Below are 25793 nucleotides of genomic sequence, written 5' to 3'. Positions count from 1 at the left end.
GGAGTGTGCTGCCATGTCCGCTGCTACCACCGTGCCCCCGTCCCGCTCCGCTCCCGACGACCCCGCCCGGGCCCGGGCCCCGATCGGCGCGAGCCGGGCCTACGCCTTCCTGCTGTTCCTCGGCGCTCTGGTCGGGCTGGCCGCCTCGGCGGTCCTGACCTTCGACAAGCTCCGCATCCTGGAGAACCCCTCCTACGTCCCCAACTGCAACATCAACCCGGTGATCAGCTGCGGTTCGGTGATGCGCACCGAGCAGGCGGAGGTCTTCGGCTTCCCGAACCCGCTGCTCGGGCTGGCGGCCTTCGGCGCGCTGGCGGCGATCGGTGCGGGGCTGCTCGCCGGTGCGGCGTACCGGCGCTGGTTCTGGCTGGGGCTGAACGCGGGCACCGCGGTGGGCGTGGGGTTCGCGCACTGGCTGATCTACCAGGCGCTGTACGACATCGGCGCGCTCTGCCCGTACTGCATGGTGGTGTGGGCGACGGTGGTGGTGCTGTTCTGGTACACCACGCTGCACAACCTGCACTCGGGCGTGATCCCGGTGGGCCCGCGGCTGGGCGTGGTCGTCCGGGAGGCGGCGCGCTACCACTGGGCGCTGCCGGTGCTGTGGGCGGCGGTGATCGCGCTGCTGGTCCTCAACCGGTTCTGGTACTACTGGAGCACGCTCCTCTGACCGTCCGTCACCCCACGTACCCGTCCGAGTGCAGCAGCGTGGCGGCGCCCGTCCGCCGGGCCTCCAGGGCCCCGGCGAGCCGGCGCGCCGCACCGGGCTGCAGCAGGACCACCGCCTGGGCCGGGGTGAAGTACCCGTGGTCGGCGATCTCCTCGACCTGCGCCCGGACCACCGACCCGGCCGCGACCGTCCCGCCGTCGAACATGAACTGCACGGCGGGGTGGGCGTGTTCGCCCTGGTCGGGGATGGCGTCGCGCCACTCCACGACGAGCAGCCGCAGCGGCCCGGCCAACAGCCCCGTCTCCTCGTACAGTTCGCGGGCAGCGCACTCGGCGGGCCCCTCCCCCGGGTCCATCCCGCCGCCGGGGAACTGCCACTGGTCGCGGTAACTGGCCTTCAGCAGCAGGACCTTGCCCGCCTCGTCGGTGAGCAGCACGCTGCACCCGACGTAGGCGCGCACCATCCCGGCGAGCCACTCCTCCTCCGAGAGTGCCCAGGTGTCCGTCATCGCGCCTCCTCCGCCGACCGCCGCCGTCGGGGACAATCTGCCGCGATCCCCGCCCGCCAAACGGCTGTTCGCGCCGAATCCACCCGAATGAGTGCCGGGGGCGGCCTCAGCCGAAGACGGCCCGCCGGAAGGCGTTGCGCAGCTCGGTGAGCCGCTGGATGTCCCGGTCGTAGTGCACCTTGTTGGTGAGCAGCAGGGCCCAGCGGCCGAGCCGCCGGGAGACCCAGAAGCCGGTGCCGGTGAAGCCGTAGTGGACGAAGGTGCCCTCGGCCGGTCCGGTGCCGGGGGCGTACAGCCAAGACAGGCCGCGGGCGGGGGCGAGGCCGCCGGTCTGCTCGCGCAGCGACTCCTCGATCCACGCCCCGCCCCAGGGCAGCCCGGGCGGCGGGGCGAGCAGAGCGATGAGGAAGCGGGCGAGGTCGCGGGCGGTGGAGAAGGCCCCGGCGTTGCCGGAGACCCCGCCGAGCAGCCGGGCCGAGGGGTCGTGGACGACGCCGCGCAGGTGGGCGCCGGCGCCCTCCTCGTACTCGGTGGGCGCGGTGCGGGCGGCGAGCGCGGCGCCGAGCGGACCGTAGCGGGTGTCGGCCATGCCGAGCGGCCGCCAGGCCCACTGCTCGGCGAGCCGGTCCAGCGGCGCGCCGCCGAGGTCCTCGACCAGGTAGGTGAGCAGCACGGCGGCCCGGTCGGTGTACTCGACGGCCGCGCCCGGCGGCCGGTGCGACGGGGCGGCGAGGACCCCGGCCCGGATCGCCGCCGGGTCGCGCCCGTAGAGCTGCTCGAAGCGGGTGTACGGGAGCATCCCGGCGGTGTGGGCCAGGAGTTGACGGACCGTCACCGCTCCGGCGGGGTGCCCCGCGGCGGGCGGCCACCAGGCGCCGAGCGGCTCGTCCAGCGGCAGCCGTCCGGACTGCCGCAGCACCCCGGCGCAGGGCCAGAGCGCGACCACTTTGGTGAGGCTGGCGAGGTCGTACAGGGTGTCCGGCCCGGGCCTCAGCCGCGCGTACGGCCCCTGCCCGAGCACGCCGTGACCGCCGCCGCCGAGCGCGCCGCCGGGGTCGCCGACGGCCCAGACGGCGCCCGCCCCGACGGTGCGCGCGCCGTCCTCGACCAGCCGGTCCAGCTCCCCGCCGGGCGCGGCCAGGCCGGGGAGCCGGTCGGCTCCGGGTGCGTCGGGTCCAGTCGCTCGGTGGCTCATCCGTCCCCCTCCTCGGGCCGACGGGAGCCTTCCCCCCGCGGCCGCGGCTCAGACCGCCGGAGCGAGTTCCTTGCCGAGGCAGACGCTCTGCGGGTGGTCCTTGTAGATGCCGAACTTCCGGATCGCGGCGTAGCCCTCGGACTGGTACAGCGCGATCGCCTCGGGCTGCTCGGTGCCGGTCTCCAGGATGAAGCGGGTGCGCCCGGCCTCGACCGCGGTCCGCTCCAGGCGGCGCAGCACCGCGCGGGCCAGGCCGCGGCCGCGGGCGTCGGGGACCACGAACATCCGCTTCAGCTCGGCGTCACCGTCGCGCAGGCCGTCCGGGCCGGCCTGCTTGGCCCGCCAGCCGCCGCAGCCGACCGGCCGGCCGTCCAGGTAGGCGATCATGAACAGGCCGGCCGGCGCCTCGAAGTCCTCGGGGTGCAGGACGGTCTCGTCCGGGTCGCCGTAGCGGCGCACGTACTCCTGCTGCACCTCCGCCGACAGGGCCTGGGCGTCGGGGTGGGCGTAGCCGGTGACACGGAACTCGACGGTGCCGGTGTCCTGGGCGGTGCTGGTACTCATGGTGAAAAAGCCTACGATCCCCGCTCAGCGGACCTCGAACCGGGCGACCAGCTCGTCCTTGCCGAACATCCGGGCGGTGTCCACGGCGCTCGGGACGCCGGCCCGGGGGTCGGCGCCGCCGGCCAGCAGCACGTCGAGCACGTCCGTGGCGCCCTTGAAGACGGCGCCGGCCAGCGGGGTCTGGCCGCGGTCGTTGGCGCGGTTCGGGTCGGCGCCGTACCGGAGCAGCTCCGCGACGGTGGCGGCGTGGCCGTGGTAGGCGGCGAGCATCACCAGGGTGTCGCCGCGGTCGTTGGTGAGGTCGGCCGGGGCGCCGGCCCCCAGGTAGGCGGACAGGGTGTCCGTCTCCCCGGCCCGGGCGGCGTCGAAGAGCTTCCCGGCGAGCGCGATCACCTCGGCGTCGGGGGCGTCGGCGGGCTGCTGGCTGGCGGCGTCGGTCATGGCGGACGGCCTTTCCGGTCGGGTCGTCGGGCGGTCTCGGGGCTGCGCCCAGGGCACGGTAGCGGCCGGTGCCGCGACGGGCCAGCGGACGTCCGGGATCCGGATGACGGCCCGCTCCCGCCACGACACGCGACCGCACGCGTTGCGCAGCCATTCGAGCGAACTTCCGGGACCCCCCGGAAACTTCCCACCCGCCGCCCGGGAATGCCTGGGCGCACCGAATCCCCGCGCGGCCCGGCCCCCACCCCGGCCGGTGCGCATACCGCCACCCGGCCGCCGGAACGGTATTGAACGGCAGAACCACCCATTTGCACCGTTCCATCATCTATTACTTTTTGTCACGATTAGTGCACTTTCTGTAACACCCCTGCTTGTCCCCACTTCCTGAGGAGCGGAACGTGATCCTCTCGATTTCCGGCATCGTCCTGTTCGGCACCATCGCCTTTCTCTTCTTCCGCCGGGACGGACTAAAGGTCTCCCACGCCATCGTCTGCGCCCTCTTCGGCTTCTACATCGCCGGCTCCTCGATCGCGCCGAGCATCACCGCGGGCGGCGCGAGCCTCGCCAGCCTGCTCAGCGGCATCAGGTTCTAGCCGCCACCTCCTCCCCCGCCGTACCGGCCCGGGCGCGGATCCCACACCGCCCCGGGCCCCGTCGTTCCCCACCGCGCCCACCCCACCCGTCCCACCGCCCGGGGAGTCAAGGAATGCCGCTCCACCGCCACCTCAGCAAGGGCCGCACGATCGCCCGGACCGCCGGGGACCACGCCTCCGACATGTTCGCCCCGCTCTCCGTCATCGGCCGCGGCCTGCGCCACCACGTCGACTGGGCCAGGTCCCGCTGGCAGGAGACCCCCAAGGAGCGCCGCGGCCCGACGCTGTTCCTGACCGCCGCCCTGCTGATCGGCGTCTACCTGCTGCCGCACGGCCTGCTGTTCGCCCTGATCGCCCTGATGGCCAGCGCCGCCTGGGCCGGCCGGGCCCCCAAGGCGGCGCCCGCACCGCCCGCGCCGGACGCCGCCGACGTCAAGCTCGCCGCCCTCTACGCGGCGCTCACCCCGTACCTGTGCGGCCCCGAGGACGCCAACCCGCTGTACCACTTCGAGGGCGCCTACAAGAGCGCCTTCAGCGCGTGGGAGTTCGACCGCGAGGGGCGGCTCTCCCGGCTGGAAATGAGCTACCCCGCGTACTTCACCGACACCGAGCCGTCCTCCCGGGCCCGGATCGAGCAGGTGGTCCAGGGCAAGGCCGGCCGGGCCCGCGAGTACCGCTTCGACTGGGACGAGGAGTCCAACCGACTGCGGATCACCGCGCTCGCCCCGCTGCCCACCGACATCGCCGCCCAGCGCTTCGTGGCCGCCCCCGGCGAGATCGTGCTGGGCTTCACCGACGAGGACGGCACCGCCCGCACCATCCCGGTCACCCGGGGCGGCGCCACCGTCCAGCAGCCGCCGGTGGTCTGGCGCACCGGCCCGCGCTCCTCCGAGCCGCACCTGCTGGTGCTCGGCGTCACCGGCTACGGCACCTCCAGCCTGCTGCGCTCGGTCGCCCTCCAGGCGCTCCCGTACGCGGACCTGGTGGTGGTCGACGGCGCGGGCACCGGCGAGCACGCCTGCCTGGTGAACCGGCCCGGCGTGCACACCGTGGAGACCAGCCTGCACGGCGCGCTGGCCGCCCTGGACTGGGCCGTCGGCGAGACCGAGCGCCGGCTCGCCGCGCTCAACGCCGCCCGGCACGCCGGCACCGCCCCACCGGAGGACGTCACCCGGCCGCTGTGGCTGCTGCTGGACCACCCGACCGAGCTGAGCGAGCTCGCCCAGGCCGAGGGCCGCCCCGACCCGCAGGACCTGCTGGAGCTCCCGCTGCGGCACGGCCGGGCCGCCCGGGTCACCGTGGTGGTCGCCGACGACCTCGCCGCCCGGGACCGGCTCACCGCCACCGTCCGCACCACCACCCGGGCCCGGGTGGTGCTCGGCCCGGCCGGCCCCGACGAGGGCCGCGACGCGCTCGGCGCGCCGCTGGACATCGTGCCCGCCTCCCACGCCCCGGTCGGCCGCGGCTACGCCCGGATCGGCAACGGCGCCCCGCTCCGCCTCCAGGTGCCCGCCACCGTCGACCCGCTGGACGACGAGGCCCCGGCCCCGCTGCGGGACGCGGTGATCGCCCTGCTGCCGCACCGGGACAGCCGCACCGAGGCGGCCGCCGCCGCACCGCCCCGCCCGGACCGCCCGCCGGTGGTCCCCGCCGCCGATCCGGCCGCGCCGGCCCGTCCCGTCGACCTGGCCAAGGGCGAGCCGATGATCCGTTCACGGCCGATCTCCTGACCGCCGGGCCGGACCCGTCCCCCGGGCCGGTTCCCCGGCCCTCGACCGGGGGCGGCGACCACCGCCGAATCCCGTCCCGGTACGCTCGTCACGGAAAGTCCGCACGATCACCAGATGTGAAATACGTGACACCTGGGGTGATATCACCGGCCAGATGTGACAAATCGGGCGCAGGTGGGTACAAACAGGGGCGGCACTACAGACGACGCATGTCCCGGGACGGGAATCTTCGTCGGAAGCCGAGCGTTGACCGAACGACGAAGAACAGCGACCACTAGTCCTGTGGGCCATAAGCCCGGGAGGCACGATTCATGAGCGAGCGAGCTCTCCGCGGCACGCGACTCGGGGCCACTAGCTACGAGACCGACCGTGGTATCGATCTGGCTCCCCGCCAGACCGTCGAGTACGCATGTCAGAACGGACACCGTTTCGAGGTTCCTTTCTCGGTCGAGGCCGAGATCCCCGCGACCTGGGAATGCCGCTTCTGTGGACAGGAGGCGGCGCTTCTCGACGGCGACGAGCCGGAAGAGAAGAAGATCAAGCCGACGCGCACCCATTGGGACATGCTGATGGAGCGCCGGACGCGCGAGGAGCTGGAGGAGGTGCTGGCCGAACGGCTGGCCGTGCTCCGCTCCGGCGGGATGAACCTCGCGGTACACCCGCGAGACACCCGTAAGAGCGCCTGACACCTCGCTCCCGCCCCGTGCGGGAGGACGCGAAAAGGGACCCTGGTCACCAGGGTCCCTTTCGCGTTGCCCATGGACGGGCAACCAGGTGTCGTCCGCGCGACGAGCCCCCGAGGGGCTGGGTGTCCGCCTCTCCGGGGGCTCGTACGTCGGGACGGTCCGGTCAGCCGGCGATCGGCGGGCGGTAGGTGGTGTCAGGGCCCTGCGGGCCGCGCGGGCCGTCCTCCGGGTCCACGACCTCGCCCTGGACCACCTTGCCGTCCGGGCGGTGGATGCGCAGCTGCTCCTGGAGCCGCATCGCGTCCGCGAACGGGTCGGCCCCGGCGGCGGAGGTGCTGCGCAGCGCCTTGTCCGCGGCCCGGCGCCCGACCGCCCGCCACAGCGCCCGGGTGGGCGGGAAGAGCAGGGTCAGGGCCACCAGGTCCGTCAGGAAGCCGGGGACGATCAGCAGCAGGCCGGCCAGCACGGTCATGCTGGTGCCGGTCTGCGGCTGCTGGGACTGCGGGTTCTTGCTCTGCTCGATCGCCGCCGACAGCGCCTTCAGCCCGGCCCGCTTGATCAGCGAGCCGCCGATCAGGACGCCCGCGACGAGCAGCAGCACGACGGTGAGGCCGCCCAGCCAGGAGCCGACCTGGACCAGCAGCCAGATCTCCAGCACCAGCCAGGCGGTGATCAGCAGCGGCAGCACCCGGCGGAGCCTGCTACGCGGGGCCGGACGGGTGGGGGTAGCTTGCTGGGTCACGGTACGAATCCACTCCAAGCGGTGCTCTGCGCGCCGCACGGGAGGTCCGGGCCGGCTACGGCACCACCTGGTCCAACGATTCCTGCCCGGCCGGTGTTCCGGACGGGGCCTTCCGGCGGCGGCCGACCAGCACCGCCGCGCCGCAGGCCAGCAGGCCGCCGACGGCCAGCGTCCACTCGGGGGCGGCGCCGACCCGGTCGGCCACCGTGGTGCCGTCGCGCAGCGGGACGGTGGCCGACAGCTCGGCCGCGGTCAGCTCCTCGGTGCGCTGCCGGACGCTGCCGTCCGGGCCGATCACCGCGCTGATGCCGCTGGTGGCGGCGATCAGCACCGCCCGGCCGTGCTCGACGGCCCGCAGCCGGCTCATCGCCAGCTGCTGCTCGGGCTGGCCGGTCTTGGCGTAGGTCGCGTTGTTGGTCTGGACGACCAGGACCCGGGCGCCGCTGTCCACGGTGTCGCGGACGATCTCGTCGTACGCGACCTCGAAGCAGATCACGTCGCCGATCCGGGCCGGGCCGAGCTGCATCACGCCGTTGTGGTCGCCGGGGTAGAAGTCCCGGGCGACCCGCTGGAGGCGGGTGATCACCTTCATCAGCTGGGCGCGGAAGGGCACGTACTCGCCGAACGGGACGGGGTGCTGCTTGGTGTAGGAGGCGCCGGGGCCGGTGACCGGGTCCCAGACGATGCCCTCGTTCTGGACGTGCTGCGCGTCCGGGCCGTCCACCAGGGTGCCGACCAGGGTGGGCACGCCGATCGCCTTCACGGCCTCGTCGATCCGCTGGCGGGCCAGCGGGTCGCTGAACGGGTCGAGGTCGGAGGAGTTCTCCGGCCAGATCACGATGTCGGGGCGCTCGACCTTGCCGGCCCTGATGTCGGCGGCGAGCCGCTCGGTGGCCGCGGCGTGGTTGTTGAGGACCATCATCGGGCGGCCCAGGAAGTCCATGCCCGGGTTGGGCACGTTGCCCTGGACGATGGCGACCTTGACGGTGTCGTCGGCGGCCGTGGGCACCGGGACGAGGTAGCCGGCCAGCAGCGCGGCCACCGCCCCGAGCGCCGCCAGCGCGGCCGCCTTCGGGGCCCTGCCGGGCCCGCGCAGCCGCAGGGCGGCCCAGGCCAGCAGGGCGCCCGACAGGGCGACCGCGAAGGTCACCAGCGGCGCGCCGCCGAGCGCGGCCAGCGGGGTGTACGGGGTGGCGGTGTTGGCGAAGGCGAGCCGGCCCCAGGGGAAGCCGCCGAGCGGCAGCCGGTCGCGGGCCCACTCCTGGGTGATCCACAGGCAGGCCGTCCAGAGCGGCCACCCGGGCAGCCGGGAGGTGACGGCCAGGGCGCCGCCGAGCACGGCCAGGAACAGCGCCTCCACGACCGACAGGCCGATCGTGGCGTCCCAGCCGACCACCCGCAGCCAGCTGAGCAGCATCAGGAAGAACGGCAGGCCGAACGCGAAGCCCGTCCACAGGCCCTGGCGGAAGGTGCGGCCCCGGGTGAGCAGCGACAGCGCGGCGACGCCGAGCAGCGACAGCGGCCACAGGTCGTACGGCGGGAAGGCGAGGGCCAGCAGCAGGCCGGCCAGGGCGGCGAGGCCGGTGCGCGGGAGGCCGGCGCGGACCTTGGCGAGCGCACGGGCTCCGCGGCTCGCCCGGGGCGCCGGCTCCTGCGGCTCGGGGACGGCCTCGGGCCGTTCCTGGGTGACGGGAGTGGCCACCGGCGCACCATCTTCCTGGGGCTTGCTGTTCGGACGCTGTGCGAAGAAGGTACCCCGGAAGGTCGGAGACCCGTGAGGTCAGGGTGGTAGCGGGGTCAGCGCGGGGTGTAGCGGACCTCCCGCAGCGGCCAGTGCCCGGCGAGCCAGTCGGAGACGGCGCGGTACAGCGGGGCGTCCAGGTGGGCGCGGTCGGCCCGGACCCAGGAGCTGACCGAGACCGCGGACGGGTCCTCGCGGTCCGGGTAGATGTAGACGCAGCCGATCACCTCGTCGCGGTCCGGCTCCAGGACGGTGTAGGTGAAGCCGGTGCGGGCCTCGAAGTCGGCGGCGTGCCGGCGCAGGTCGTCGAGGTTCCGCTCCGGCGGCATCCCGTCGGCGGGCGGCCAGCCGGGGGTGGCGCGGATGTGGGCGATGGAGCCCGTCCAGGCGGCGTGGTCGGAGGCGTTGTGCCGCTCGCCCAGGGGTTCCAGGCGGAACTCCGGGGCGAGCAGCTCGCGCGGGACGGTGAAGTCGGCGGGTACCAGGTCGGTCATGGTGATCAACCTAGGAGGCGACGGCCCGCCGATCCACGGGGTTTACCGCTGGTACACCGTGCGGCCGCGGACGACGGTGCGCAGGCAGGTCGGCAGCGGGTGGCCCGGGGTGAGGTCGGGCAGGCCGGGGGTGCCGGAGCGCGGGTCGGTGGACCAGCCGGCCACCCGGGAGTCGGGGGCCTGGACGACCAGCTCGCCGGCCGCCCAGATCGCGTAGCTGGCGACCGCGCCGGGGACCAGCACGCCGTCCTGGTCCCGGCCGACGGCGCGCCAGCCGCCCCGGGTGTGGGCGGTGAAGGCGGCCCGCACCGAGATCCGGTGGTCCAGGGTCCGGTGGAAGGCCGCCGCGCGGACGGTGCCCCAGGGGTCGAGCGGGGTGACCGGGGCGTCCGAGCCGAAGGCCAGCGGGACGCCGGCCCGCAGCAGCGCGGCGAAGGGGTTGAGGGCGGCCGCCCGCTCGGCGCCCAGGCGCTGGACGTACATGCCCTCGGGCCCGCCCCAGGCGGCGTCGAAGGCGGGCTGGACGGAGGCGGTCAGGCCGAGTTCGGCGAAGGCGGCGACGGCCTCGTCGTCCAGGGCCTCGGCGTGCTCGACGCGGTGGCGCAGGGCCTTGACCCGGTCGGCGCCGACCCGGGCTCCGGCCTCCCGGACGCCCTCGATCACGGCGGCCACGGCCGCGTCGCCGATCGCGTGGAACCCTGCCTGGAGCCCGGCCCCGGTGCAGGCGGCGACGTGGTCGGCGACCTGCCCGGCGGTCAGGTAGGCGGTGCCGGTGTGCCCGGCGTCCGCGTACGGGGCGTGCAGGCAGGCGGTGTGGGAGCCGAGCGCGCCGTCCACGAAGAGGTCGCCGCCGGCGCCCACCGCACCGAGCCGGCGGGCGGTCTCGACACCGCCCAACTCGCCCCAGTAGCCGAAGACTTCGGGCCCCTCGCCGTCGGCGGCGAGTGCCAGCAGGGCGGCCAGGTCGGCCTCCGAGGAGATCTCCGGGCCGGCGCACTCGTGCAGGGCGCCGATGCCGAGCTCGGCGGCGCGGGCCAGGGTGGCCCGCTGGGCGCGGCGGCGCTGCTCGGGGGTCAGCCGGGCCAGCGCGGTCCGCCGCACGACGTGGTGGGCGTCCCTGGTGAGCGGGCCCTCGGGGTCAAAGCCGGGCGCCTCGGCCAGGCCCTCGGTGAGGTCGCGCAGCGCCGTGGTGGCGAGGGCGGAGTGCACGTCGGTGCGGGAGAGGTAGAGGGCGGCGCCGCGGGCGGCGGCGTCGAGCTCGGCGAGCGTGGGCGGGCGGCCCTCGGGCCAGCCGCTCTCGTCCCAGCCGTGGCCGATCAGCACCCCGCCGGGCTCGGGCCGGGCGTCGACGAAGGCGGTGACGGCGGCCAGGGCGGCGGCCAGCGAGGGGCTGCCGGTGAGGTCGAGGCCGGTGAGCGCCAGGCCGGTGGCGGTGGCGTGCACGTGGGCGTCCACGAAGGCGGGGGTGACCAGGGCGCCGTCCAGCTCGACGATCTCGTCGGCGGTCGCGGCGTACGCCTCGGCGGCGCCGTCGCTGCCGACCCAGGCGACGTGCCCGCCCTCCACGAGCATCGCGGTGGCGAAGGGGTCGGCGGGGCTGTAGACGGCGCCGCCGCGCAGCAGGACGGTCCGGGGAGTGCGTTCGGTCATGCGGCCTAGTCTGCACCCCGCCCGTTCGCGGTCAGAGCTTCGGGGGTCGTGCCTCGTACGGGGTGGACAGGACGACGGTGGTGCGGGTGGAGACGCCGGCGGCGCTGCGGATGCGGGCCAGCAGGTCCTCCAGGTCGCCGGGGGCGCCGACGCGGACCTTGAGTATGTAGTTCTCGTCCCCGGCGACGCTGTGGCAGGCCTCGATCTCGGGCAGGCCGGCCAGCCGTTCGGGGGTGTCGTCCGGGGCGCTCGGGTCGAAGGGTTTGACCGAGATGAACGCGGTCAGCGCCAGGTCGACGGCGTCGGGGTCGATGATCGCGGTGTAGCCGCGGATCACCCCGCGCTGTTCGAGGCGGCGCACCCGCTGGTGCACCGCCGAGGTGGACAGGCCGGTGGCCTTGCCCAGGTCCGTGTAGCTCATCCGGCCGTCTTCGAGGAGCAGCTGGACAATGCGTTGGTCGAGATCCTCCACAGTGCGCAAACCTACCCGGTCGGGAGCACGGGGGGCGCACGCGGTGGCACGGGGAGGGATCGCAGGTACCGGGCGGGCACATGCCGGGCGAATGTGGCGTCCGGTGTGGCCAAGGACACACCCGGTGCATCACGGTGCACGGGACCGCAGGGTTATGAGTCCTGATCACAGGGAAGTGCTGGTTGTGGCCCTGGACGACCACGCCGGGCCCGATCCTAGGGGGATCCTCATGCCTGCTACTGACCAGCGTGTGCTGGGCGCCGACGAGACCGACGATATGACCGACCGCGAGGACCTCGCGGTCGATTACATGCCGGGCACCGACCCCGGCGAGGCGGAGAACTGGGACATCTTCCGGGTCGACTGCCCCGAGTGCCGCCGCCCGATCGCCCTGGTGGCGGACGAGGACCGGCTGCCGCAGCACGCGCTGCTGCCGACCGCCTGGAACCCCTTCGCCCCCGCGATCTGCCCGGGCTCGGGCACCCCGACGGACGACCTGGCCGAGGTCGAGGCCCCGGAGGACGCCGAACCGGCCCGGATCGACGCGCTGTTCAAGCTCCCGACCGGGCTGGACTGGCGCACCCAGCCGTTCTCGCACGCCGTCGCGCACCGCCCGGTGCGGCTCGCCGCGGTCGGCCAGGCCGCTCCGACCGCGCCCGCAGCCCCGACGGTCGCGACGATGCGGGCCGCCATCCCCGAGCAGCGCCGCCGTCGTCCGGCGCTGACCGCCCGTACCGCCAAGGCGAGCTGACGCTCCGCCGGGAACGCCTCCGGCCGTCACTCCGCACCCTGGAGTGACGGCCGGAGGCCGTGGAGAGGGAAGGCCGTCAGGCCTTCGTGAGGTGGCGGCCGATCACCAGGCGCTGGATCTGGTTGGTGCCCTCGACGATCTGCAGCACCTTGGCCTCGCGCATGTAGCGCTCGGCCGGGAAGTCCTGGGTGTAGCCGTAGCCGCCGAGCACCTGGACGGCGTCGGTGGTCACCCGCATCACCGCGTCGGTGCAGAACAGCTTGGCCATCGCCGCCTCCTTGGAGAACGGGCGGCCGGCGTCCCGCAGCCGGGCGGCGGAGAGGTAGAGCGAGCGGCCGGCCTCGATCTGGGTGGCCATGTCGGCGAGCATGAAGGACAGGCCCTGGAACTCGGCGATCGGGCGGCCGAACTGGCGCCGGGTGCGGGCGTAGTCGACGGCGAGGTCGAGCGCGGCCTGGGCCACCCCTATCGCGCAGGCGGCGATGCCGAGGCGGCCGGAGTCCAGCGCGGCGAGCGCGATCTGGAAGCCCTGTCCCTCCTCGCCGACCAGCCGCTCGCGGGGCACCCGGGCGCCGTCGAAGTGCAGCTGCGCGGTCGGCGAGGACCACATGCCCATCTTGTGCTCCGGCGGGGCCGCGGACAGGCCCTGCTGGGTGCCGGGGACCAGCAGGCAGCTGATGCCCTTGGGGCCGTCGACGCCGGTGCGCACCAGGGCGCTGTAGAAGTCGGCCTGGCCGCCGTGGGTGATCCAGGCCTTGGTGCCGTTCACCACGTACGTGTCGCCGTCGAGGTCGGCGCGGGTGCGCAGCGCGGCCGCGTCGGAGCCGGACTGCGGCTCGGAGAGGCAGTAGGCGCCGAGCTGCTCGCCGGAGAGCATGGCGGGCAGCCACGTCTCGCGCTGCTCGTCGGTGCCGAAGGTGGCCAGCGCGTGGCAGGACAGGGTGTGCACGCTGACGCCGAGGCCGACGGCCAGCCAGCCGGCCGCGAGCTCCTCCAGCACCTGCAGGTACACCTCGTAGGGCTGGTCGCCGCCGCCGTACTTCTCGTCGTACGGGAGGGAGAGCAGGCCGGCTTCGCCGAGGGTGCGGAAGACCTCCCGCGGGAAGCGGCCGGCGGCCTCGTCCTCCGCCGCGCGCGGCTGGAGCTCGCGCTGGACCAGGTCCCGGGTGAGGCCCAGCAGCTCGCGGGCCTCCTCGGTGGGCAGCTGGCGCTCCACGGCTTTCACAGGGGAGGGGGTCATGGCGGTGGTCGCCTCCTCGATCGGGGCGCGGGACCGAGGTGTCGGCCGGTCCGGCGTGGGTGTGGCTGGTCGGACCGACCGGCACCGGGTTGCGGTGAACGGCCGTTCACAGTCGTGGCGAAGGCGAGTATGCCCGAAACCCGCGCTGCCGTCACGACCTGCACATATGAACTGGACGCAGTGGCGGGCTACGGCACCGTAGGGTTGACGTTGTGGCTGTATCCGAACCCCTCCCGACCCGATTCCGGCCCGCTCCGGACGACCGGCTGACCGCGCTCGCGGCCGAGTTGCGAGCGCTGCCGCCCTCCTGCGGGCCGGTGCGGCTGGTCGCGGTGGACGGCCACGCGGGCTCCGGCAAGACCACCTTCGCCGGACGGCTGGCGGCGGCGCTCGGCGGGGCCCCGGTGGTCCACCTCGACGACCTGGCCACCCACCGCGAGCCCTTCGGGTGGACCGGACGGCTGCGCGAGCAGGTGTTGGAGCCGCTGGCGGCCGGGCGGGACGCCGAGTACCGGGTGTACGACTGGACGCTGCGCCGCTTCGCGGGCGCGGCCGCGGTGCCGGCCGCCCCGGTGGTGCTGGTGGAGGGGGTCGGCGCCGGGCGGCGGGCGGTGCGGCCGTGGCTGGCCCGGGTGATCTGGATGGAGCTGGACGCCGTCTCGGCCCGGCGGCGCGGGGAGGAGCGGGACGGGCCGGAACTGGCCGAGTTCTGGGCGGGCTGGGCCCGGGCCGAATCGGCGCATTTCGCCGCCGATCCGAGCCGTCCGCACGCCGTGACACGGGTCGACGGGGTGACCGGCCGGATCGCCCCGGACACCGTCGGTGAATCTTCAACCAACGCCTTGACCTGCGACATCGCCAGGATCTAGGTTCTCCTCAGCCACCGGAACACCAGATTCCGGTTGCCTCGGACCCGGTGCCCCCGGCTTGTTCCCCCGTGAGCCGGGGGCGCCGTCCGGTCCCCTTCCGAAACCCGCTCCCCCGCCGCCCGTTTCGTCGCCCGGCCGCTCAACGGCCGCTCGTGCGATCGCATTTGCCCCTGTGCGGCACCCTTCCGGATCAGCGCCGCGCCGGTACGATTCCTGGCAGGCGCAGTTGCGCCACAGGGGGTCGACGACCACCGGCCAGGCTAGGCGCAGGCAACCCGCCGGCCGAGCCCCGGGCCGCACCGCGGGGGGCGTGAGTGACGACGGTGGACAGTTCCGACAGCACGGCGGGCGGGCCCGACCGGCTCGCCGACCGCGCCTGGCTGCGCGCCATGGACGCGTACACGGCCGGTGCGTACACCCGGGCCGAGGAGGAGTTCCGGGCCGCCGTCCGGCTGGACCCGGGCATGGCCGACGCCTGGCTCGGACTGCACGCGCTGCGCAGCGACACCTCGGCCGCGCTGCTGGCCATGTACCGCAACCAGAAGCGGTTCGGCGAGCAGCGGCGACTGCACCGACGGCCGCTCAGTTCCTGGTACTGGCTGGGCTGGTGGGTGCAGCCGGTGCTGGAGGACGCCCGCGACCTCGCGCTGGCGCACGCCTCGCACTGGCTGGACGGGCGCCACCTGGCCGAGCTGGACCGGGCGTTGGAGCAGTGTCCGGCGCCCAGCGAGGACCCGTCCGCCCGCTTCCTGTACGCCTGCCGGTCCTACCTGCTCAAGGACTGGGAGCAGCTGATCCGGGACACCGACCGCCTGCTGGACGACCCGCTGCTCGGCATCGAGGCCGGGCTGTTCGCCGGCATGGCGCGGGTGCGCCTCGACATGTGCGCCCAGGCGCAGGCCCCGCTGGCCGCCTCGCTGGCCCGCTGCCGCTCCGAGCAGCCGCAGCGCAAGGAGCTGCGGTACTGGCTGGCCCGGGCGTACGAGGGGGCCGGGCGCAGCGCCGCGGCGCTGCCGCTCTACCGGGCGGTGCACCGGGCGGACCCGGCGTTCATGGACACCGCGACCCGGCTGACGGCCATCTCGGCCGAGGACGCGCTCGCCGACGGCCTCGTGGACGCCATCGCGGACGGGCTGGCCAACGGGCTCGCGGACGGGCTCGCCAACGGGCTCGCGGACGGGCTGACGGCGGGCGGCAGCCCGGGTGCGGCCGACGCCGCCGCACCGGGCGGGCCGGGTGCCGATCCCGGCTACCCGGACGACGCCGGATACCCCGAACTGCCCGGGTACGGGGAGGAGTTCGCGGAGGCGGGCGGGCCGGGCGGCGCGACCGTCCCCGGCGAAGGGCTGTCGAGCGACGGAGTGCCCGGCGGGCTGTCGAACGGCCTGCTGTCGAACGGCCTGGCGTCGAACGGCGGCGGACCCTCGGTGGACGCCGGACTGGTGGACGGCCCCCCGGCGGACGGGGCCCTGGCCGGCGGCGCCCTGCTGGACGGGACCGCGACCGGCGGCGCCCGGCTGGACGGCGCCCCGGCCGACGGCGCTCCGCAGGCCGCCGGAGAGCGCTCCGGCTCGGGCGCCCCGACCGGCCCCGCCGTACCGCCGCTGCCCGCCCTCGGCCGGGTGCAGCCCCGGACCGCCGCCGTGCCGGAGCTCCGGTCCGCCGGCGACGAACGGGAGTTGGACGCGGCCCTGGCCGAACTCTCCCTGATGGTCGGCCTGGAGCCGGTCAAGCGCCAGGTGCGGGCGCTGTCCGCCCAGTTGAGAATGTCGCGGCTGCGGGCCGAGCAGGGCCTGCCCGTCCAGCCGCCGAAGCGCCACTTCGTCTTCTCCGGCCCCTCGGGCACCGGCAAGACCACCGTGGCCCGGATCCTCGGCCGGGTCTTCCACGCCCTCGGCCTGCTCTCCGGCGACCACCTCGTGGAGGCCCAACGCGCCGACCTGGTGGGCGAGTTCCTCGGCCAGACGGCCGTGAAGGCGAACGAGCTGATCGACTCCGCGCTGGACGGCGTGCTGTTCATCGACGAGGCGTACAGCCTCTCCAACTCCGGCTACACCAAGGGCGACGCGTACGGCGACGAGGCGCTCCAGGTGCTGCTCAAGCGCGCCGAGGACAACCGGGACCGGCTGGTGGTGATCCTGGCCGGCTACCCCGAGGGCATGAACCGGCTGCTCGCCACCAACCCCGGCCTCAACTCCCGCTTCACCACCCGGGTCGACTTCCCCAGCTACCGCCCCGGCGAGCTGACCGCGATCGGCGCCGCGCTGGCCGGCCGGGACGGCGACGGCTGGGACGAGGACGCCGCCGAGGAGCTGGCCAGCATCTGCACCCACGTGGTCCGCGAGGGCTGGATCGACGAGCTGGGCAACGGCCGGTTCATCCGCACCCTGTACGAGAAGTCCTGCGCCTACCGGGACCTGCGGCTGACGCTGCTGCGCGAGCCGCCGGGCCGGGAGGACCTGGCCACCCTGCGGCTGCCGGACCTCGTCCAGGCGTACGGGGAGCTGATCGACGGCCGGAGCTGATCCCCGCACCGGCCCCCTGCTCAGCCCCTGAGGAGCGCGGCCTCCCGCTCCCGGTCCAGCCCGACCCTGACCCGGTCGCTCCGCTGCGGCGCGTTGCCGCCGATGGACCGCAACCAGGCCCAGGTGGACTCGACGGTCTCGGCGACCGGGCGGCAGCGCAGCCCGGCGCCGAGCGCGCGCTCGACCGAGCCGGTGTGCAGGAAGTCGTACAGCTCGCCGGGCGCCAGCCAGATCGGCAGCTCGGTCCACGGCTCGACGCCCGCCGCGAGGATCCGCTCCGGGTCCGTCCAGCGCAGTTCGGCGTCCGAGCCGGTGGCCCGTACGCAGGCCTCCAGCAGCTCGCCCATGGTGGCGTGGCCGGACGGGCCGACCAGGTTGTACGGGCCGCCGAGCCGGGCCGCCGAGGCGTCCAGGAGCCAGGCCGCGAGGTCGCGCACGTCGATGTACTGGAGGGCCAGGTCGCGCGGCCCGGGAGCGAGCACCGGGCCGCCCTCGGCGATCCGGTTGAGCCACCAGGGCAGCCGGCCGATGTCCTCGTGCGGGCCGATGATCAGCCCGGCCCGGGCGAGCAGCGCCCGCCCGCCGAACTCCGCCTCCAGCGCCAGCTCCGCGCCGCGCTTGGCCTCGGCGTAGGGCACCTCGCCGGTGAGGTCCGGGGAGGAGGCGACCACCGGCGCGGCCTCGCCGGCCCCGGCCACCAGCGGGTGGTCGTACACCGACCGGCTGGAGACGTAGGCGTAGTGGCCGACCCGGCCGTTCAGGAGGCGGGCGCTGTCGCGCACCGCCGCGGGGGCCCAGGACCAGGTGTCCACCACCGCGTCCCACTCCCCCGTGCCGAGCGCCGCGAGGCCGTCCGGCGCGGTGCGGTCGCCCGTCAGCACCCGGACGCCCCCGGGCGCGGGCTGCGTGCCGCGGTTGAGGGCCGTCACCTCCCAGCCCCTGGCCAGCGCCTCCTCGGCGACGACCCGTCCGACGAACCCGGTTCCACCCAGCAGGAGAAGTCTCATGCCGACCACCCTGCTACCAGGGTGGCCGGCATGGGAACGGGTGCATGCTCAGGGCAGAATCGCCAGGAGCGGACACGCCGTCGGCGAAAGCCGGAACTCTCCGGGGAGGCGCCGGCCGACGGGCGTCAGGCCGTGGCGCGGTGGTCCGGGTCGTGCATCTCGCCGACCAGCTCCTCCAGCACGTCCTCCAGCATGACCACGCCGAGCGTGCGCCCGTCCTGGTCCAGCACGGCGGCCAGGTGGCAGGTGGCCCGGCGCATCGCGCCGAGGGCGTCGTCCAGCGGGAGGCTGCCGCGCAGCACCGTGATCGGCCGCCACAGGCGGGCCGGGACGGGTGCCGAGGGGTCGTCCACGTCGAGGATGTCCTTGAGGTGGACGTAGCCGAGGTAGCCGTGGCCGGCCGGGTCGCCGTCGGTGACCGGGAAGCGCGAGAAGCCGGTGCGCAGCGCCAGCTCCTCGACCTCGGCGGCGGTCGCCTTGGTGTCCACGGTGACCAGCTGCTCGGGCTTGAGCAGCACCTCGGTGACCGGGCGGCGGCCCAGCTCCAGGGCGTCCTCCAGCCGCTCCTGGCGGCTCTCGTCGAGCAGCCCGGCGTCCCGGGAGTCCGCCAGCAGGTACATCAGCTGCTCGGTGGTGAAGACCGACTCGACCTCGTCCTTGGCGTCCACCCGGAACAGCTTCAGGATGCCGTTGGCGGACGCGTTCAGCGCCCGGATCACCGGGGCGAGCCAGCGGGCCAGCCGGTCCAGCGGCGGGCCGAGCCAGAGCGCGGCCTTCTCCGGGCCGGCCATGGCCATGTTCTTCGGCACCATCTCGCCGAACACCATGTGCAGGAAGACCACGAGGGCGAGCGAGATGCCGAACGAGAGCGGGTGCATCAGGCCGGACGGGACGCCGATCGCGTGGAACGGGCCCTCCAGCAGCGAGGCGATGGTCGGCTCGGCGAGGGCGCCGAGGCCCAGCGAGCAGACCGTGATGCCGAGCTGGGCGGCGGCCAGCATCGCCGAGACGTTGGACAGCGCGTGCAGCACGGTGCGGGCGCGCTTGTGCCCGGCCTCGGCGAGCGGCTCGATCTGGCTGCGGCGCACCGACACCACGGCGAACTCGGCGCCGACGAAGAAGGCGTTGCCGAGCAGGAGCAGCAGCGCGACGGCCAGTTGCAGGGCGGTCATCGGCCCTCCTCCCGGTCCTCGTCGAAGCGCGCGGGCGCGGTGGTGCGCTCCACCCGGACCTCGGTGGTGCGGTGGCGGTCGACACCGGTCACGGTGAACCGCCAGCCGGGCAGCTCGGCCTGCTCGCCCACCTCGGGGAGCTTGCCGAGCAGGTCGGCGACCAGGCCGGCCAGGGTCTCGTACGGACCGTCCGGGGCGTTCAGGCCGATCCGCTCCAGCTGGTCGATCCGGGCGCGGCCGTCGGCCTCCCAGACCGGCAGGCCGTTGACCGGCGGCAGCGGGAACAGCTCGGGGTGGTCGTCGGGGTCGTGCTCGTCCTGCACCTCGCCGACGATCTCCTCGACGATGTCCTCGACGGTGACGACGCCGGCGGTGCCGCCGTACTCGTCGACCACGATGGCCATCGGCTGGAGGCGGCGCAGCTGGTCGAGCAGCCGCTCGGCGGGCAACGTCTCGGGCACCAGCAGCGGCGGCGAGGCCAGCTCGGCGACCCGCACCAGGCCGCGCCGGGCGGCCGGGACGGCCAGGGCGTCCTTGAGCGTGACGATGCCGGTGACCTCGTCCAGGCTGTCGGTGTGCACCGGGAAGCGGGACAGGCCGGTGGCCCGGGTCAGGTTGATGACGTCGGAGGCGGTGGCGTCGCGCTGGAGCGCGGCCACGTCGACGCGCGGGGTCATCACGGACTCGGCGGTCAGCTCGCTCAGCGCCAGGGTGCGGACGAACAGGGTCGCCGACTCCTCGTCTATCGCGCCGGCCTTGGCCGAGTGACGGGCCAGCGAGACCAGCTCGTCGGGGGTGCGGGCGTGCCCCAGCTCCTCCTGCGGCTCGACGCCGAAGGCCCGTACGGTCCGGTCGGCGGTGCCGTTGAGGAAGCTGATCAGCGGGCGGCAGACCCGGGAGAAGGCCATGTGCGGGGCGGCGACCGCGCGGGCCACCTGGAGCGGGCGGGAGATCGCCCAGTTCTTCGGCACCAGCTCGCCGATCACCATCTGGACGACGGTGGCCAGCACCATGCCGACGATCACGGAGACGCCGCGGGCGGCCGAGTCGGGCACGCCGATGCCGGTCATGACGGGTGCGAGCAGGGTCGACAGGGCCGGCTCGGCGAGCATGCCGACCACCAGCGAGGTGACGGTGATGCCGAGCTGGGCGCCGGAGAGCTCGAAGGAGAGGTGCCGCAGGGCCCCGGCGACGCGGCGGGACTTGGCGTCGCCCGTCTCCGCGGAGCGTTCCACCTCACCGCGCTCGACGGTCACGAAGGCGAACTCGGCAGCCACGAAGAGGCCGTTGGCGAGGATCAGGAGAACGGCTGCGAGCAACAGCAGCCAGGCGGTGATCACAGTGCCGCCTGCCTTCCGGGGAGCGGAAGCGAGGCGGCGCAGGTACTACCGGACGGATCGTCCATCGAGGGGGAGTGTCACTCCTCTGGTCGGGTTCGGGCACTCGATTTTCGGGCAGGGCGAACTTTGCCCTGCTTTTACCAGCGTAGACCATACCCGGATGGGCGTAGGAAGCCCGTTCGGCCCGCCGGGGACGGGGAACCCCAGGTGGGGGGACGTCCGCCCGGCTGCGGGCCGGGGCGCGGGCTCAGGCCCGGTGCAGGCATTCAGGCCCGGGAGCGGGCTCAGGCCCGGTGCAGGCTTTCAGGCCCTAGAGCGGGCTCAGGCCTGGGCGTGGTGCTCGACCAGGTCGCGCAGCGCCCGGGCGTCCGCGATCGCCTGGTCCTTGCCGACGCCGGACTGGATGCCGACCGCGGCGAGCGAGGTGCCGTCGGCGAGGTCGAGGGTGGCCCACGGGTCGCCCTGGCGGAAGTTGACCCGGACGATCTCGGCCCAGGCCAGCCGGCGGCGGCGGACGAAGTTGACCACCGTCACGCCCTCCGCGTCGGCGCTCACCTTGGGGCGGGCCAGCATCAGGCCGACGCCGGCGAACAGCACGCCGCTGGCCGTCATCATGATCCGGTCGTTGAGCTGCCAGTTCTCCGGGAGCAGCACGGCCATCGCGGAGAACAGCACCACCATCAGCACGCAGACCGGCAGCAGTACGGCGCGGGTGCGGCGCGGAGCCCAGGTGACGGGGAACTGGACGGACGGCGTGGACACGTGGGTTCTCCGGGGGTGGTTCTGGGGGCGGCAGCACGGCGGGGCGGGGACGCCGACCGGCGTCCCCGCCCCATTGAACCGTTCTTTACCCGCGCTCGGGCGGGCGGGTCAGAGGCGGCAGGCGTGGATGTTGGTGACCAGGATGGCCCGGGCGCCGATGCCCCAGAGGTCGTCCATGATCTGCTGGGCCTCCTTGCGGAGCACCATCGACCGCACCGCGACCCAGCCCTCGGTGTGCAGCGGCGAGACGGTCGGCGACTCCAGGCCCGGGGTGAGCGCGACGGCCGCGCCGACCTTCTCGGCGCGGATGTCGTAGTCCATCAGCACGTAGCGGCGGGCCACCAGCACGCCCTGGAGGCGGCGCAGGAACTGCTCCACCCGGGTGTCCTCGCCCGCGCCCTTGGGCCGGATCACCACGGAGTCGGAGACCAGGATCGGCTCGCCGAACACCTCCAGGCCGGCGTTGCGCAGGCTGGTGCCGGTCTCCACCACGTCGGCGATCACGTCGGCGACGCCCAGCTGCACCGCGGTCTCGACCGCGCCGTCCAGCTTGGTGACCGTCGCCTTCACGCCGTGGTCGGCCAGGTGCTGCTCGACCAGGCCGGTGTACGAGGTGGCGATCCGCAGGCCCTCCAGGCCCTTGACGTCCTCGACGTCCACACCCTCGGGGCGCGCGAAGCGGAAGGTCGACCCGGCGAAGCCGAGGGCGAGCACCTCCTCGGCGTTGGAGTGCGAGTCCAGCAGCAGGTCGCGGCCGGTGATGCCGACGTCGAGGCGGCCGGAGCCCACGTACACCGCGATGTCGCGCGGGCGGAGGAAGAAGAACTCCACCTCGTTGTTCGGGTCGACGAGGACGAGCTCCTTGGGGTCCTTCCGCTGGCGGTAGCCGGCCTCATGGAGCATCTCCGCCGCGGGACCCGAGAGCGAACCCTTGTTGGGGACGGCGATGCGCAGCATGGGAGGTTGCTTCCTTACCTGTTCGGAGGATGGGGGTGCTCGGGAGAGCGGGGGTGTCTAGAGGTACTTGTAGACGTCGTCGAGCGTCAGTCCGCGGGCGATCATCATCACCTGGAGGTGGTAGAGGAGCTGCGAGATCTCCTCCGCCGTCTGCTCGTCCGTCTGGAACTCGGCGGCCATCCAGACCTCGGCGGCCTCCTCGACGACCTTCTTGCCGATCGCATGGACGCCCTGCTGGACGAGCTGCGCGGTACGGGAGGACGAGGGGTCGCCGGTGGCGGCCTTCTGCTGGAGCTCGGCGTAGAGCTCCTCGAATGTCTTCGAAGCCATGATGGGGCCACCTTACGGCGTGCGGGCGGACGGACGGTAAACGGTCCCGGAGCGTGGACAGTCGGGTGGACGTCCGCGCTCCGGGACCGGACGGACCGGGTGCGGCCCCGTGTCAGAGCGCGGCGCGCAGTGCCACGACGGTGGCGACGGCGGCGGTGACGGCCTCGTGGCCCTTGTCCTCGGCGGAGCCGGGCAGGCCGGCGCGGTCGATCGCCTGCTCCTCGTTGTCGCAGGTCAGTACGCCGAAGCCGACCGGGACGCCGGTGTCCACGCTGACCTGGGTGAGGCCGCTGGTGGCCGCCTGGCAGACGTAGTCGAAGTGCGGGGTCCCGCCGCGGATCACCACGCCGAGGGCCACCACAGCGTCGTAGCCGCGCTCGGCGAGGCGCTTGGCGGCGACCGGCAGCTCGAAGGTGCCGGGCACCCGCAGCACGGTCGGCTCGGCGACGCCCAGCTCCTTGAGCGCCCGGTGCGCGCCGTCCAGCAGGCCGTTCATCACCGTGTCGTGCCACTGGGCGGCGACGACGGCGACCTTGAGGCCGGCGGCGCCGTCGATGGTCAGCTCGGGGGCTCCGTGACCGCTCATGTTCTCTTCCGTTCTCTGGTGTCGTCGCTGGTTCTGAGGTGTGCGGCTTCAGGAGCCGAGGCCGGGCAGGTCGTGGCCCATCCGGTCGCGCTTGGTGCGCAGGTAGCGCAGGTTGTGCTCGCCGGGCGCGATCTCGACCGCTTCGCGCCCCTTGACCTTGAGCCCGTGCTCGGTGAGCGCGGTCAGCTTCTGCGGGTTGTTGGTGAGCAGGGTGAGCGAGCGGACGCCGAGGTCCACCAGCATCTGGGCCGCGATGCTGTAGTCGCGGGCGTCGGCGGGCAGGCCGAGGTCCAGGTTGGCGTCGACGGTGTCCCGCCCCCGCTCCTGCAGCTCGTACGCGCGCAGCTTGTGGGCCAGGCCGATCCCCCGCCCCTCGTGGCCGCGCAGGTACAGCACCACGCCGCGCCCGGCCTCGGCGACCCGCCGCAGCGAGGCCTCCAGCTGCGGGCCGCAGTCGCAGCGCAGCGAGCCGAAGACGTCACCGGTCAGGCACTCGGAGTGGACCCGCACCAGGACGTCCTCGCCGTCCGGCAGCCGCCCCTCCGCGTCCAGGCCGCCGGCCACCAGCGCGAGGTGCTCGACGCCGTCGATGGTCCCCCGGTAGCCGACGGCGGTGAACTCCCCGTGCACGGTGGGCAGGCCGGTGGCGGCGGCCCGGTCGACGTGCAGCTCGGTACGGCGGCGGTAGGCGATCAGGTCCTCGATGGAGATGATCGCCAGGCCGTGCTCGCGGGCGAAGGCGACCAGCTCGGGCAGCCGGGCCATGGTGCCGTCGTCGTTGACCACCTCGGCGATCGCGCCGGCCGGCGGCAGCCCGGCGAGCCGGGCCAGGTCGACGGCGGCCTCGGTGTGGCCGGGGCGGACCAGCACGCCGCCCTCGACGGCGCGCAGCGGGAAGACGTGCCCGGGGCGGGTGAGGTCGCCGGGCTCGGTGCCGGGCGAGGAGAGCAGCCGTACGGTGCGGGCGCGGTCGGCGGCGGAGATGCCGGTGTCGACCCCCTCCCGGGCGTCCACCGAGACGGTGTACGCGGTGCCCTTGCGGTCCTCGTTGACCTGGGTCATCGGCGGGAGCTTGAGGCGGTCCAGCTCCTCGCCGGTCATCGGGGCGCAGATCACGCCGGAGCTGTAGCGGACGGTGAAGGCCATCAGCTCGGCGGTCGCGGCGGACGCGGCGAAGACGATGTCGCCCTCGTTCTCGCGGTCCTCGTCGTCGACCACGACCACGGCGCGGCCGAGCGCGATGTCGGCGATCGCCCGCTCGACCGGGTCGAGGACGAGCTCGGGGTCGGAGTCGGGCCCGGTGGCCCCGTTGCTGGACTGGTTCTCGGTCATCTCGGTCATACCGTGGCTCCCTGCGGGGCGGTGGCGGACTTGGCGCGCGGCTCACGGGTGCTCAGCCACCAGGACCGCAGGCCGAGCAGCACCAGGACGAAGTAGACGGAGTAGGTGAGGCCGGAGAAGGTGTAGCCGCTGTTGAAGGCGAACGGCACGCCGACCGCGTCGACCGCGATCCAGGCGAACCAGAACTCCACCCAGCCGCGGGCCTGGGCGACCATCGCGGCCAGCGTGCCGACGAAGACGTAGGCGTCCGACCAGGGGCTCCAGGACAGGCTGGGGTAGGACGTGAAGAGCAGGGCGAGCGCGACCGTGCCGGCCGCCGTACCCGCCGCCAGCGCGATCCGCTCGCGCCAACTCGCGAACCGTACGGCGATCGTGCCGCCCTCGCGGCGGCCCCGCTGCCACTGCGCCCAGCCCCAGGCGGCGGTGACGATCACGATCAGCTGCTTGCCGATCAGGCCGGGGACGTGGCCGCCGAGGTAGGCCGCGATCAGCACCGCGCCGGACAGCAGCTGGACCGGCCAGCTCCAGACCGAGCGGCGCCAGCCGAGCGCGAGCCCGCCGAGGCCGAGGATGTTGCCGAACATGTCGGCCCACTTGACGTGTTCGCCGAGGACGGTGAACGCCTCGCCGCTGAGCCAGCTCACTCGGACTCCCCCGGGGTTCCGTCGACCGGCAGGCCGGACGGGGTGGACAGGCTGGAAAGGTCGGACGGGTGGGGCGGGTTGGAAAGGTTCGGCAGGTTCGGGAAGTCGGGCAGGGTGCGGGACTCCAGGAGGCGCTCGACGTACTTCGCGAGCACGTCCACCTCCAGGTTGACGCCCTCCCCGACGGCCTTGGCGCCGAGCGTGGTCAGCGCGAGGGTGGTCGGGATGAGGCTGACGGTGAAGCTGTCCGCGGCCGCCTCCACCACGGTCAGGCTGACGCCGTCGACCGTGATCGAGCCCTTCTCCACCAGGTAGCGGGAGATCGTGCCGGGCAGCGAGAACCGCAGCACCTCCCAGCGCAGCTCGCCCGCCGCGTCGCGCTCGCCCGGCTCGCGGCTCAACAGCCGCCCGGTGGCGTCGACATGGCCCTGGACGAGGTGGCCGCCCAGCCGGGCGCCGAGCGCCATGGCGCGCTCCAGATTGACCCGCGAGCCGGGCGCCAGCTCGCCGAGGCTGGAGCGGTGCAGCGTCTCGGCCATCACGTCGGCGCTGAACTCGCCGGTGCCGGCGGCCAGTTCCGCCGGGCTGTCGACAACGGTCAGGCACACGCCGTTGACCGCGATGGAGTCGCCGTGCCGGGCACCCGTACAGACCACCGGGCCGCGCAGGCGGATCCGCGAGGAGTCGCCGATCTCCTCGATCGACACGACCTCGCCGAGCTCTTCGATGATGCCGGTGAACACCCGGGTTCTCCTCGCGCTTGGGGCGCGGACTCCGGGGCGG

General features: G+C 74.2%; 27 protein-coding genes. 7 read left to right on the top strand and 20 right to left on the bottom strand.

What is annotated here, in order from left to right:
• Window positions 1-13: 13 nt before the first annotated feature.
• A complete protein-coding gene (locus ACFVU7_RS14445; RefSeq protein ID WP_388045214.1) occupies window positions 14-670 on the top strand; it encodes a vitamin K epoxide reductase family protein in 657 nt (218 codons plus the stop codon).
• A gap of 7 nt (window positions 671-677) precedes the next feature.
• Here the strand turns inward: ACFVU7_RS14445 and ACFVU7_RS14440 are convergent, their stop codons facing one another.
• The 4 genes from ACFVU7_RS14440 to ACFVU7_RS14425 all read right to left on the bottom strand — a co-directional run bounded on the left by ACFVU7_RS14440 (window position 678) and on the right by ACFVU7_RS14425 (window position 3378).
• Window positions 678-1178, bottom strand: a complete 501-nt coding sequence (locus tag ACFVU7_RS14440; RefSeq protein WP_388045213.1) for an NUDIX domain-containing protein — start codon at window positions 1176-1178, stop codon at window positions 678-680.
• A gap of 106 nt (window positions 1179-1284) precedes the next feature.
• Window positions 1285-2373, bottom strand: a complete 1089-nt coding sequence (locus ACFVU7_RS14435) for a serine hydrolase domain-containing protein (protein WP_388045212.1) — start codon at window positions 2371-2373, stop codon at window positions 1285-1287.
• A 48-nt stretch (window positions 2374-2421) separates the two neighbouring features.
• The gene (locus tag ACFVU7_RS14430) at window positions 2422-2937 is read right to left on the bottom strand and encodes a GNAT family N-acetyltransferase (protein WP_049660050.1); all 516 of its coding nucleotides are present in this window, start codon (window positions 2935-2937) and stop codon (window positions 2422-2424) included.
• Window positions 2938-2961: 24 nt separating this feature from the next.
• Entirely contained in the window at window positions 2962-3378 is a 417-nt protein-coding gene (locus ACFVU7_RS14425) for an ankyrin repeat domain-containing protein (RefSeq protein ID WP_049660049.1), read from the bottom strand.
• 398 nt (window positions 3379-3776) lie between these two features.
• Here ACFVU7_RS14425 and ACFVU7_RS14420 point away from each other — a divergent pair, with 398 nt between their 5' ends.
• The 3 genes from ACFVU7_RS14420 (at window position 3777) to ACFVU7_RS14410 (ending at window position 6387) form a co-directional block, all read left to right on the top strand.
• Complete coding sequence (locus ACFVU7_RS14420; RefSeq protein WP_049660046.1) at window positions 3777-3971, top strand: hypothetical protein; 195 nt, start codon at window positions 3777-3779, stop codon at window positions 3969-3971.
• 113 nt (window positions 3972-4084) lie between these two features.
• Entirely contained in the window at window positions 4085-5701 is a 1617-nt protein-coding gene (locus ACFVU7_RS14415; protein ID WP_388045211.1) for a hypothetical protein, read from the top strand.
• A 311-nt stretch (window positions 5702-6012) separates the two neighbouring features.
• Entirely contained in the window at window positions 6013-6387 is a 375-nt protein-coding gene (locus tag ACFVU7_RS14410) for an RNA polymerase-binding protein RbpA (protein ID WP_049655293.1), read from the top strand.
• A gap of 163 nt (window positions 6388-6550) precedes the next feature.
• Here ACFVU7_RS14410 and fxsA read toward each other — a convergent pair whose 3' ends face one another.
• The 5 genes from fxsA to ACFVU7_RS14385 form a co-directional block, all read right to left on the bottom strand.
• Window positions 6551-7129, bottom strand: a complete 579-nt coding sequence (gene fxsA, locus ACFVU7_RS14405; protein ID WP_074005174.1) for an FxsA family membrane protein — start codon at window positions 7127-7129, stop codon at window positions 6551-6553.
• Window positions 7130-7184: 55 nt separating this feature from the next.
• Window positions 7185-8831 (bottom strand): apolipoprotein N-acyltransferase, encoded by a 1647-nt coding sequence (lnt, locus tag ACFVU7_RS14400; protein WP_074005173.1) that lies wholly within the window; start codon window positions 8829-8831, stop codon window positions 7185-7187.
• A 95-nt stretch (window positions 8832-8926) separates the two neighbouring features.
• Window positions 8927-9364, bottom strand: coding sequence for an N-acetyltransferase (locus ACFVU7_RS14395; RefSeq protein WP_388045210.1), 438 nt, complete (start codon window positions 9362-9364; stop codon window positions 8927-8929).
• A gap of 42 nt (window positions 9365-9406) precedes the next feature.
• Window positions 9407-11014, bottom strand: a complete 1608-nt coding sequence (locus ACFVU7_RS14390; RefSeq protein WP_380782019.1) for an amidohydrolase — start codon at window positions 11012-11014, stop codon at window positions 9407-9409.
• Window positions 11015-11045: 31 nt separating this feature from the next.
• The gene (locus ACFVU7_RS14385) at window positions 11046-11486 is read right to left on the bottom strand and encodes an Lrp/AsnC family transcriptional regulator (RefSeq protein ID WP_045694655.1); all 441 of its coding nucleotides are present in this window, start codon (window positions 11484-11486) and stop codon (window positions 11046-11048) included.
• A 229-nt stretch (window positions 11487-11715) separates the two neighbouring features.
• Here ACFVU7_RS14385 and ACFVU7_RS14380 point away from each other — a divergent pair, with 229 nt between their 5' ends.
• Window positions 11716-12237 (top strand): hypothetical protein, encoded by a 522-nt coding sequence (locus ACFVU7_RS14380; protein WP_181970507.1) that lies wholly within the window; start codon window positions 11716-11718, stop codon window positions 12235-12237.
• A gap of 76 nt (window positions 12238-12313) precedes the next feature.
• On the opposite strand, the gene ACFVU7_RS14375 is transcribed toward ACFVU7_RS14380, so the two are convergent.
• Window positions 12314-13477: an acyl-CoA dehydrogenase family protein gene (locus ACFVU7_RS14375; protein WP_049655285.1), complete on the bottom strand. Its 1164-nt coding sequence runs from the start codon at window positions 13475-13477 to the stop codon at window positions 12314-12316.
• A 212-nt stretch (window positions 13478-13689) separates the two neighbouring features.
• Here ACFVU7_RS14375 and ACFVU7_RS14370 point away from each other — a divergent pair, with 212 nt between their 5' ends.
• Both ACFVU7_RS14370 and ACFVU7_RS14365 read left to right on the top strand, forming a co-directional pair.
• Window positions 13690-14346, top strand: a complete 657-nt coding sequence (locus ACFVU7_RS14370) for a uridine kinase (RefSeq protein ID WP_375874883.1) — start codon at window positions 13690-13692, stop codon at window positions 14344-14346.
• Window positions 14347-14735: 389 nt separating this feature from the next.
• Window positions 14736-16871 carry an AAA family ATPase gene (locus ACFVU7_RS14365; RefSeq protein WP_388045236.1) on the top strand — a complete coding sequence of 712 codons (2136 nt, stop codon included), beginning with the start codon at window positions 14736-14738 and terminating at the stop codon, window positions 16869-16871.
• Between the two features lie 20 nt (window positions 16872-16891).
• Here the strand turns inward: ACFVU7_RS14365 and ACFVU7_RS14360 are convergent, their stop codons facing one another.
• From ACFVU7_RS14360 to ACFVU7_RS14315, 10 genes are all read right to left on the bottom strand, one after another.
• Window positions 16892-17878, bottom strand: a complete 987-nt coding sequence (locus ACFVU7_RS14360; RefSeq protein WP_388045208.1) for an NAD-dependent epimerase/dehydratase family protein — start codon at window positions 17876-17878, stop codon at window positions 16892-16894.
• A gap of 125 nt (window positions 17879-18003) precedes the next feature.
• Window positions 18004-19050 carry a hemolysin family protein gene (locus tag ACFVU7_RS14355; RefSeq protein ID WP_049651345.1) on the bottom strand — a complete coding sequence of 349 codons (1047 nt, stop codon included), beginning with the start codon at window positions 19048-19050 and terminating at the stop codon, window positions 18004-18006.
• Window positions 19047-20390, bottom strand: coding sequence for a hemolysin family protein (locus tag ACFVU7_RS14350; protein ID WP_049651344.1), 1344 nt, complete (start codon window positions 20388-20390; stop codon window positions 19047-19049). Before ACFVU7_RS14350 ends, ACFVU7_RS14355 begins: the two co-directional genes overlap by 4 nt.
• 321 nt (window positions 20391-20711) lie before the next feature.
• The gene (locus ACFVU7_RS14345) at window positions 20712-21152 is read right to left on the bottom strand and encodes a PH domain-containing protein (protein WP_259316486.1); all 441 of its coding nucleotides are present in this window, start codon (window positions 21150-21152) and stop codon (window positions 20712-20714) included.
• 108 nt (window positions 21153-21260) lie between these two features.
• Complete coding sequence (gene hisG, locus ACFVU7_RS14340; protein ID WP_049651342.1) at window positions 21261-22109, bottom strand: ATP phosphoribosyltransferase; 849 nt, start codon at window positions 22107-22109, stop codon at window positions 21261-21263.
• A 57-nt stretch (window positions 22110-22166) separates the two neighbouring features.
• Window positions 22167-22439 carry a phosphoribosyl-ATP diphosphatase gene (locus ACFVU7_RS14335; protein WP_049651341.1) on the bottom strand — a complete coding sequence of 91 codons (273 nt, stop codon included), beginning with the start codon at window positions 22437-22439 and terminating at the stop codon, window positions 22167-22169.
• A gap of 112 nt (window positions 22440-22551) precedes the next feature.
• Window positions 22552-23025: a 6,7-dimethyl-8-ribityllumazine synthase gene (gene ribH, locus ACFVU7_RS14330; protein WP_049651340.1), complete on the bottom strand. Its 474-nt coding sequence runs from the start codon at window positions 23023-23025 to the stop codon at window positions 22552-22554.
• Window positions 23026-23073: 48 nt separating this feature from the next.
• A complete protein-coding gene (locus tag ACFVU7_RS14325) occupies window positions 23074-24357 on the bottom strand; it encodes a bifunctional 3,4-dihydroxy-2-butanone-4-phosphate synthase/GTP cyclohydrolase II (RefSeq protein ID WP_049651350.1) in 1284 nt (427 codons plus the stop codon).
• Window positions 24358-24362: 5 nt separating this feature from the next.
• Window positions 24363-24950: a nicotinamide riboside transporter PnuC gene (locus ACFVU7_RS14320; protein ID WP_388045235.1), complete on the bottom strand. Its 588-nt coding sequence runs from the start codon at window positions 24948-24950 to the stop codon at window positions 24363-24365.
• 56 nt (window positions 24951-25006) lie between these two features.
• Window positions 25007-25753 carry a riboflavin synthase gene (locus ACFVU7_RS14315; RefSeq protein ID WP_387823502.1) on the bottom strand — a complete coding sequence of 249 codons (747 nt, stop codon included), beginning with the start codon at window positions 25751-25753 and terminating at the stop codon, window positions 25007-25009.
• Between the last annotated feature and the right edge of the window lie 40 nt (window positions 25754-25793).

The organism is Kitasatospora sp. NPDC058046, assembly GCF_042885595.1.
Taxonomy (GTDB): Bacteria; Actinomycetota; Actinomycetes; order Streptomycetales; family Streptomycetaceae; genus Kitasatospora.
Note: the sequence above shows the minus strand (reverse complement) of the source record. Positions and strands in the feature narration are given on the sequence as shown.

What these genes read in the sequence shown, in the direction of transcription:
- ACFVU7_RS14415 (WP_388045211.1), top strand. Translation starts at nt 4,085, where the DNA reads ATGCCGCTCCACCGCCACCTCAGCAAGGGCCGCACGATCGCCCGGACC.
- ACFVU7_RS14325 (WP_049651350.1), bottom strand. Translation starts at nt 24,357, where the DNA reads ATGACCGAGAACCAGTCCAGCAACGGGGCCACCGGGCCCGACTCCGAC.
- ACFVU7_RS14380 (WP_181970507.1), top strand. Translation starts at nt 11,716, where the DNA reads ATGCCTGCTACTGACCAGCGTGTGCTGGGCGCCGACGAGACCGACGAT.
- ACFVU7_RS14390 (WP_380782019.1), bottom strand. Translation starts at nt 11,014, where the DNA reads ATGACCGAACGCACTCCCCGGACCGTCCTGCTGCGCGGCGGCGCCGTC.
- ACFVU7_RS14360 (WP_388045208.1), bottom strand. Translation starts at nt 17,878, where the DNA reads ATGAGACTTCTCCTGCTGGGTGGAACCGGGTTCGTCGGACGGGTCGTC.
- ACFVU7_RS14435 (WP_388045212.1), bottom strand. Translation starts at nt 2,373, where the DNA reads ATGAGCCACCGAGCGACTGGACCCGACGCACCCGGAGCCGACCGGCTC.
- ACFVU7_RS14320 (WP_388045235.1), bottom strand. Translation starts at nt 24,950, where the DNA reads ATGTTCGGCAACATCCTCGGCCTCGGCGGGCTCGCGCTCGGCTGGCGC.
- ACFVU7_RS14335 (WP_049651341.1), bottom strand. Translation starts at nt 22,439, where the DNA reads ATGGCTTCGAAGACATTCGAGGAGCTCTACGCCGAGCTCCAGCAGAAG.
- ACFVU7_RS14375 (WP_049655285.1), bottom strand. Translation starts at nt 13,477, where the DNA reads ATGACCCCCTCCCCTGTGAAAGCCGTGGAGCGCCAGCTGCCCACCGAG.
- ACFVU7_RS14395 (WP_388045210.1), bottom strand. Translation starts at nt 9,364, where the DNA reads ATGACCGACCTGGTACCCGCCGACTTCACCGTCCCGCGCGAGCTGCTC.
- hisG (WP_049651342.1), bottom strand. Translation starts at nt 22,109, where the DNA reads ATGCTGCGCATCGCCGTCCCCAACAAGGGTTCGCTCTCGGGTCCCGCG.
- ACFVU7_RS14440 (WP_388045213.1), bottom strand. Translation starts at nt 1,178, where the DNA reads ATGACGGACACCTGGGCACTCTCGGAGGAGGAGTGGCTCGCCGGGATG.
- ACFVU7_RS14365 (WP_388045236.1), top strand. Translation starts at nt 14,736, where the DNA reads ATGGACGCGTACACGGCCGGTGCGTACACCCGGGCCGAGGAGGAGTTC.
- ACFVU7_RS14425 (WP_049660049.1), bottom strand. Translation starts at nt 3,378, where the DNA reads ATGACCGACGCCGCCAGCCAGCAGCCCGCCGACGCCCCCGACGCCGAG.
- ACFVU7_RS14355 (WP_049651345.1), bottom strand. Translation starts at nt 19,050, where the DNA reads ATGACCGCCCTGCAACTGGCCGTCGCGCTGCTGCTCCTGCTCGGCAAC.
- ACFVU7_RS14445 (WP_388045214.1), top strand. Translation starts at nt 14, where the DNA reads ATGTCCGCTGCTACCACCGTGCCCCCGTCCCGCTCCGCTCCCGACGAC.
- ACFVU7_RS14430 (WP_049660050.1), bottom strand. Translation starts at nt 2,937, where the DNA reads ATGAGTACCAGCACCGCCCAGGACACCGGCACCGTCGAGTTCCGTGTC.
- ribH (WP_049651340.1), bottom strand. Translation starts at nt 23,025, where the DNA reads ATGAGCGGTCACGGAGCCCCCGAGCTGACCATCGACGGCGCCGCCGGC.
- ACFVU7_RS14410 (WP_049655293.1), top strand. Translation starts at nt 6,013, where the DNA reads ATGAGCGAGCGAGCTCTCCGCGGCACGCGACTCGGGGCCACTAGCTAC.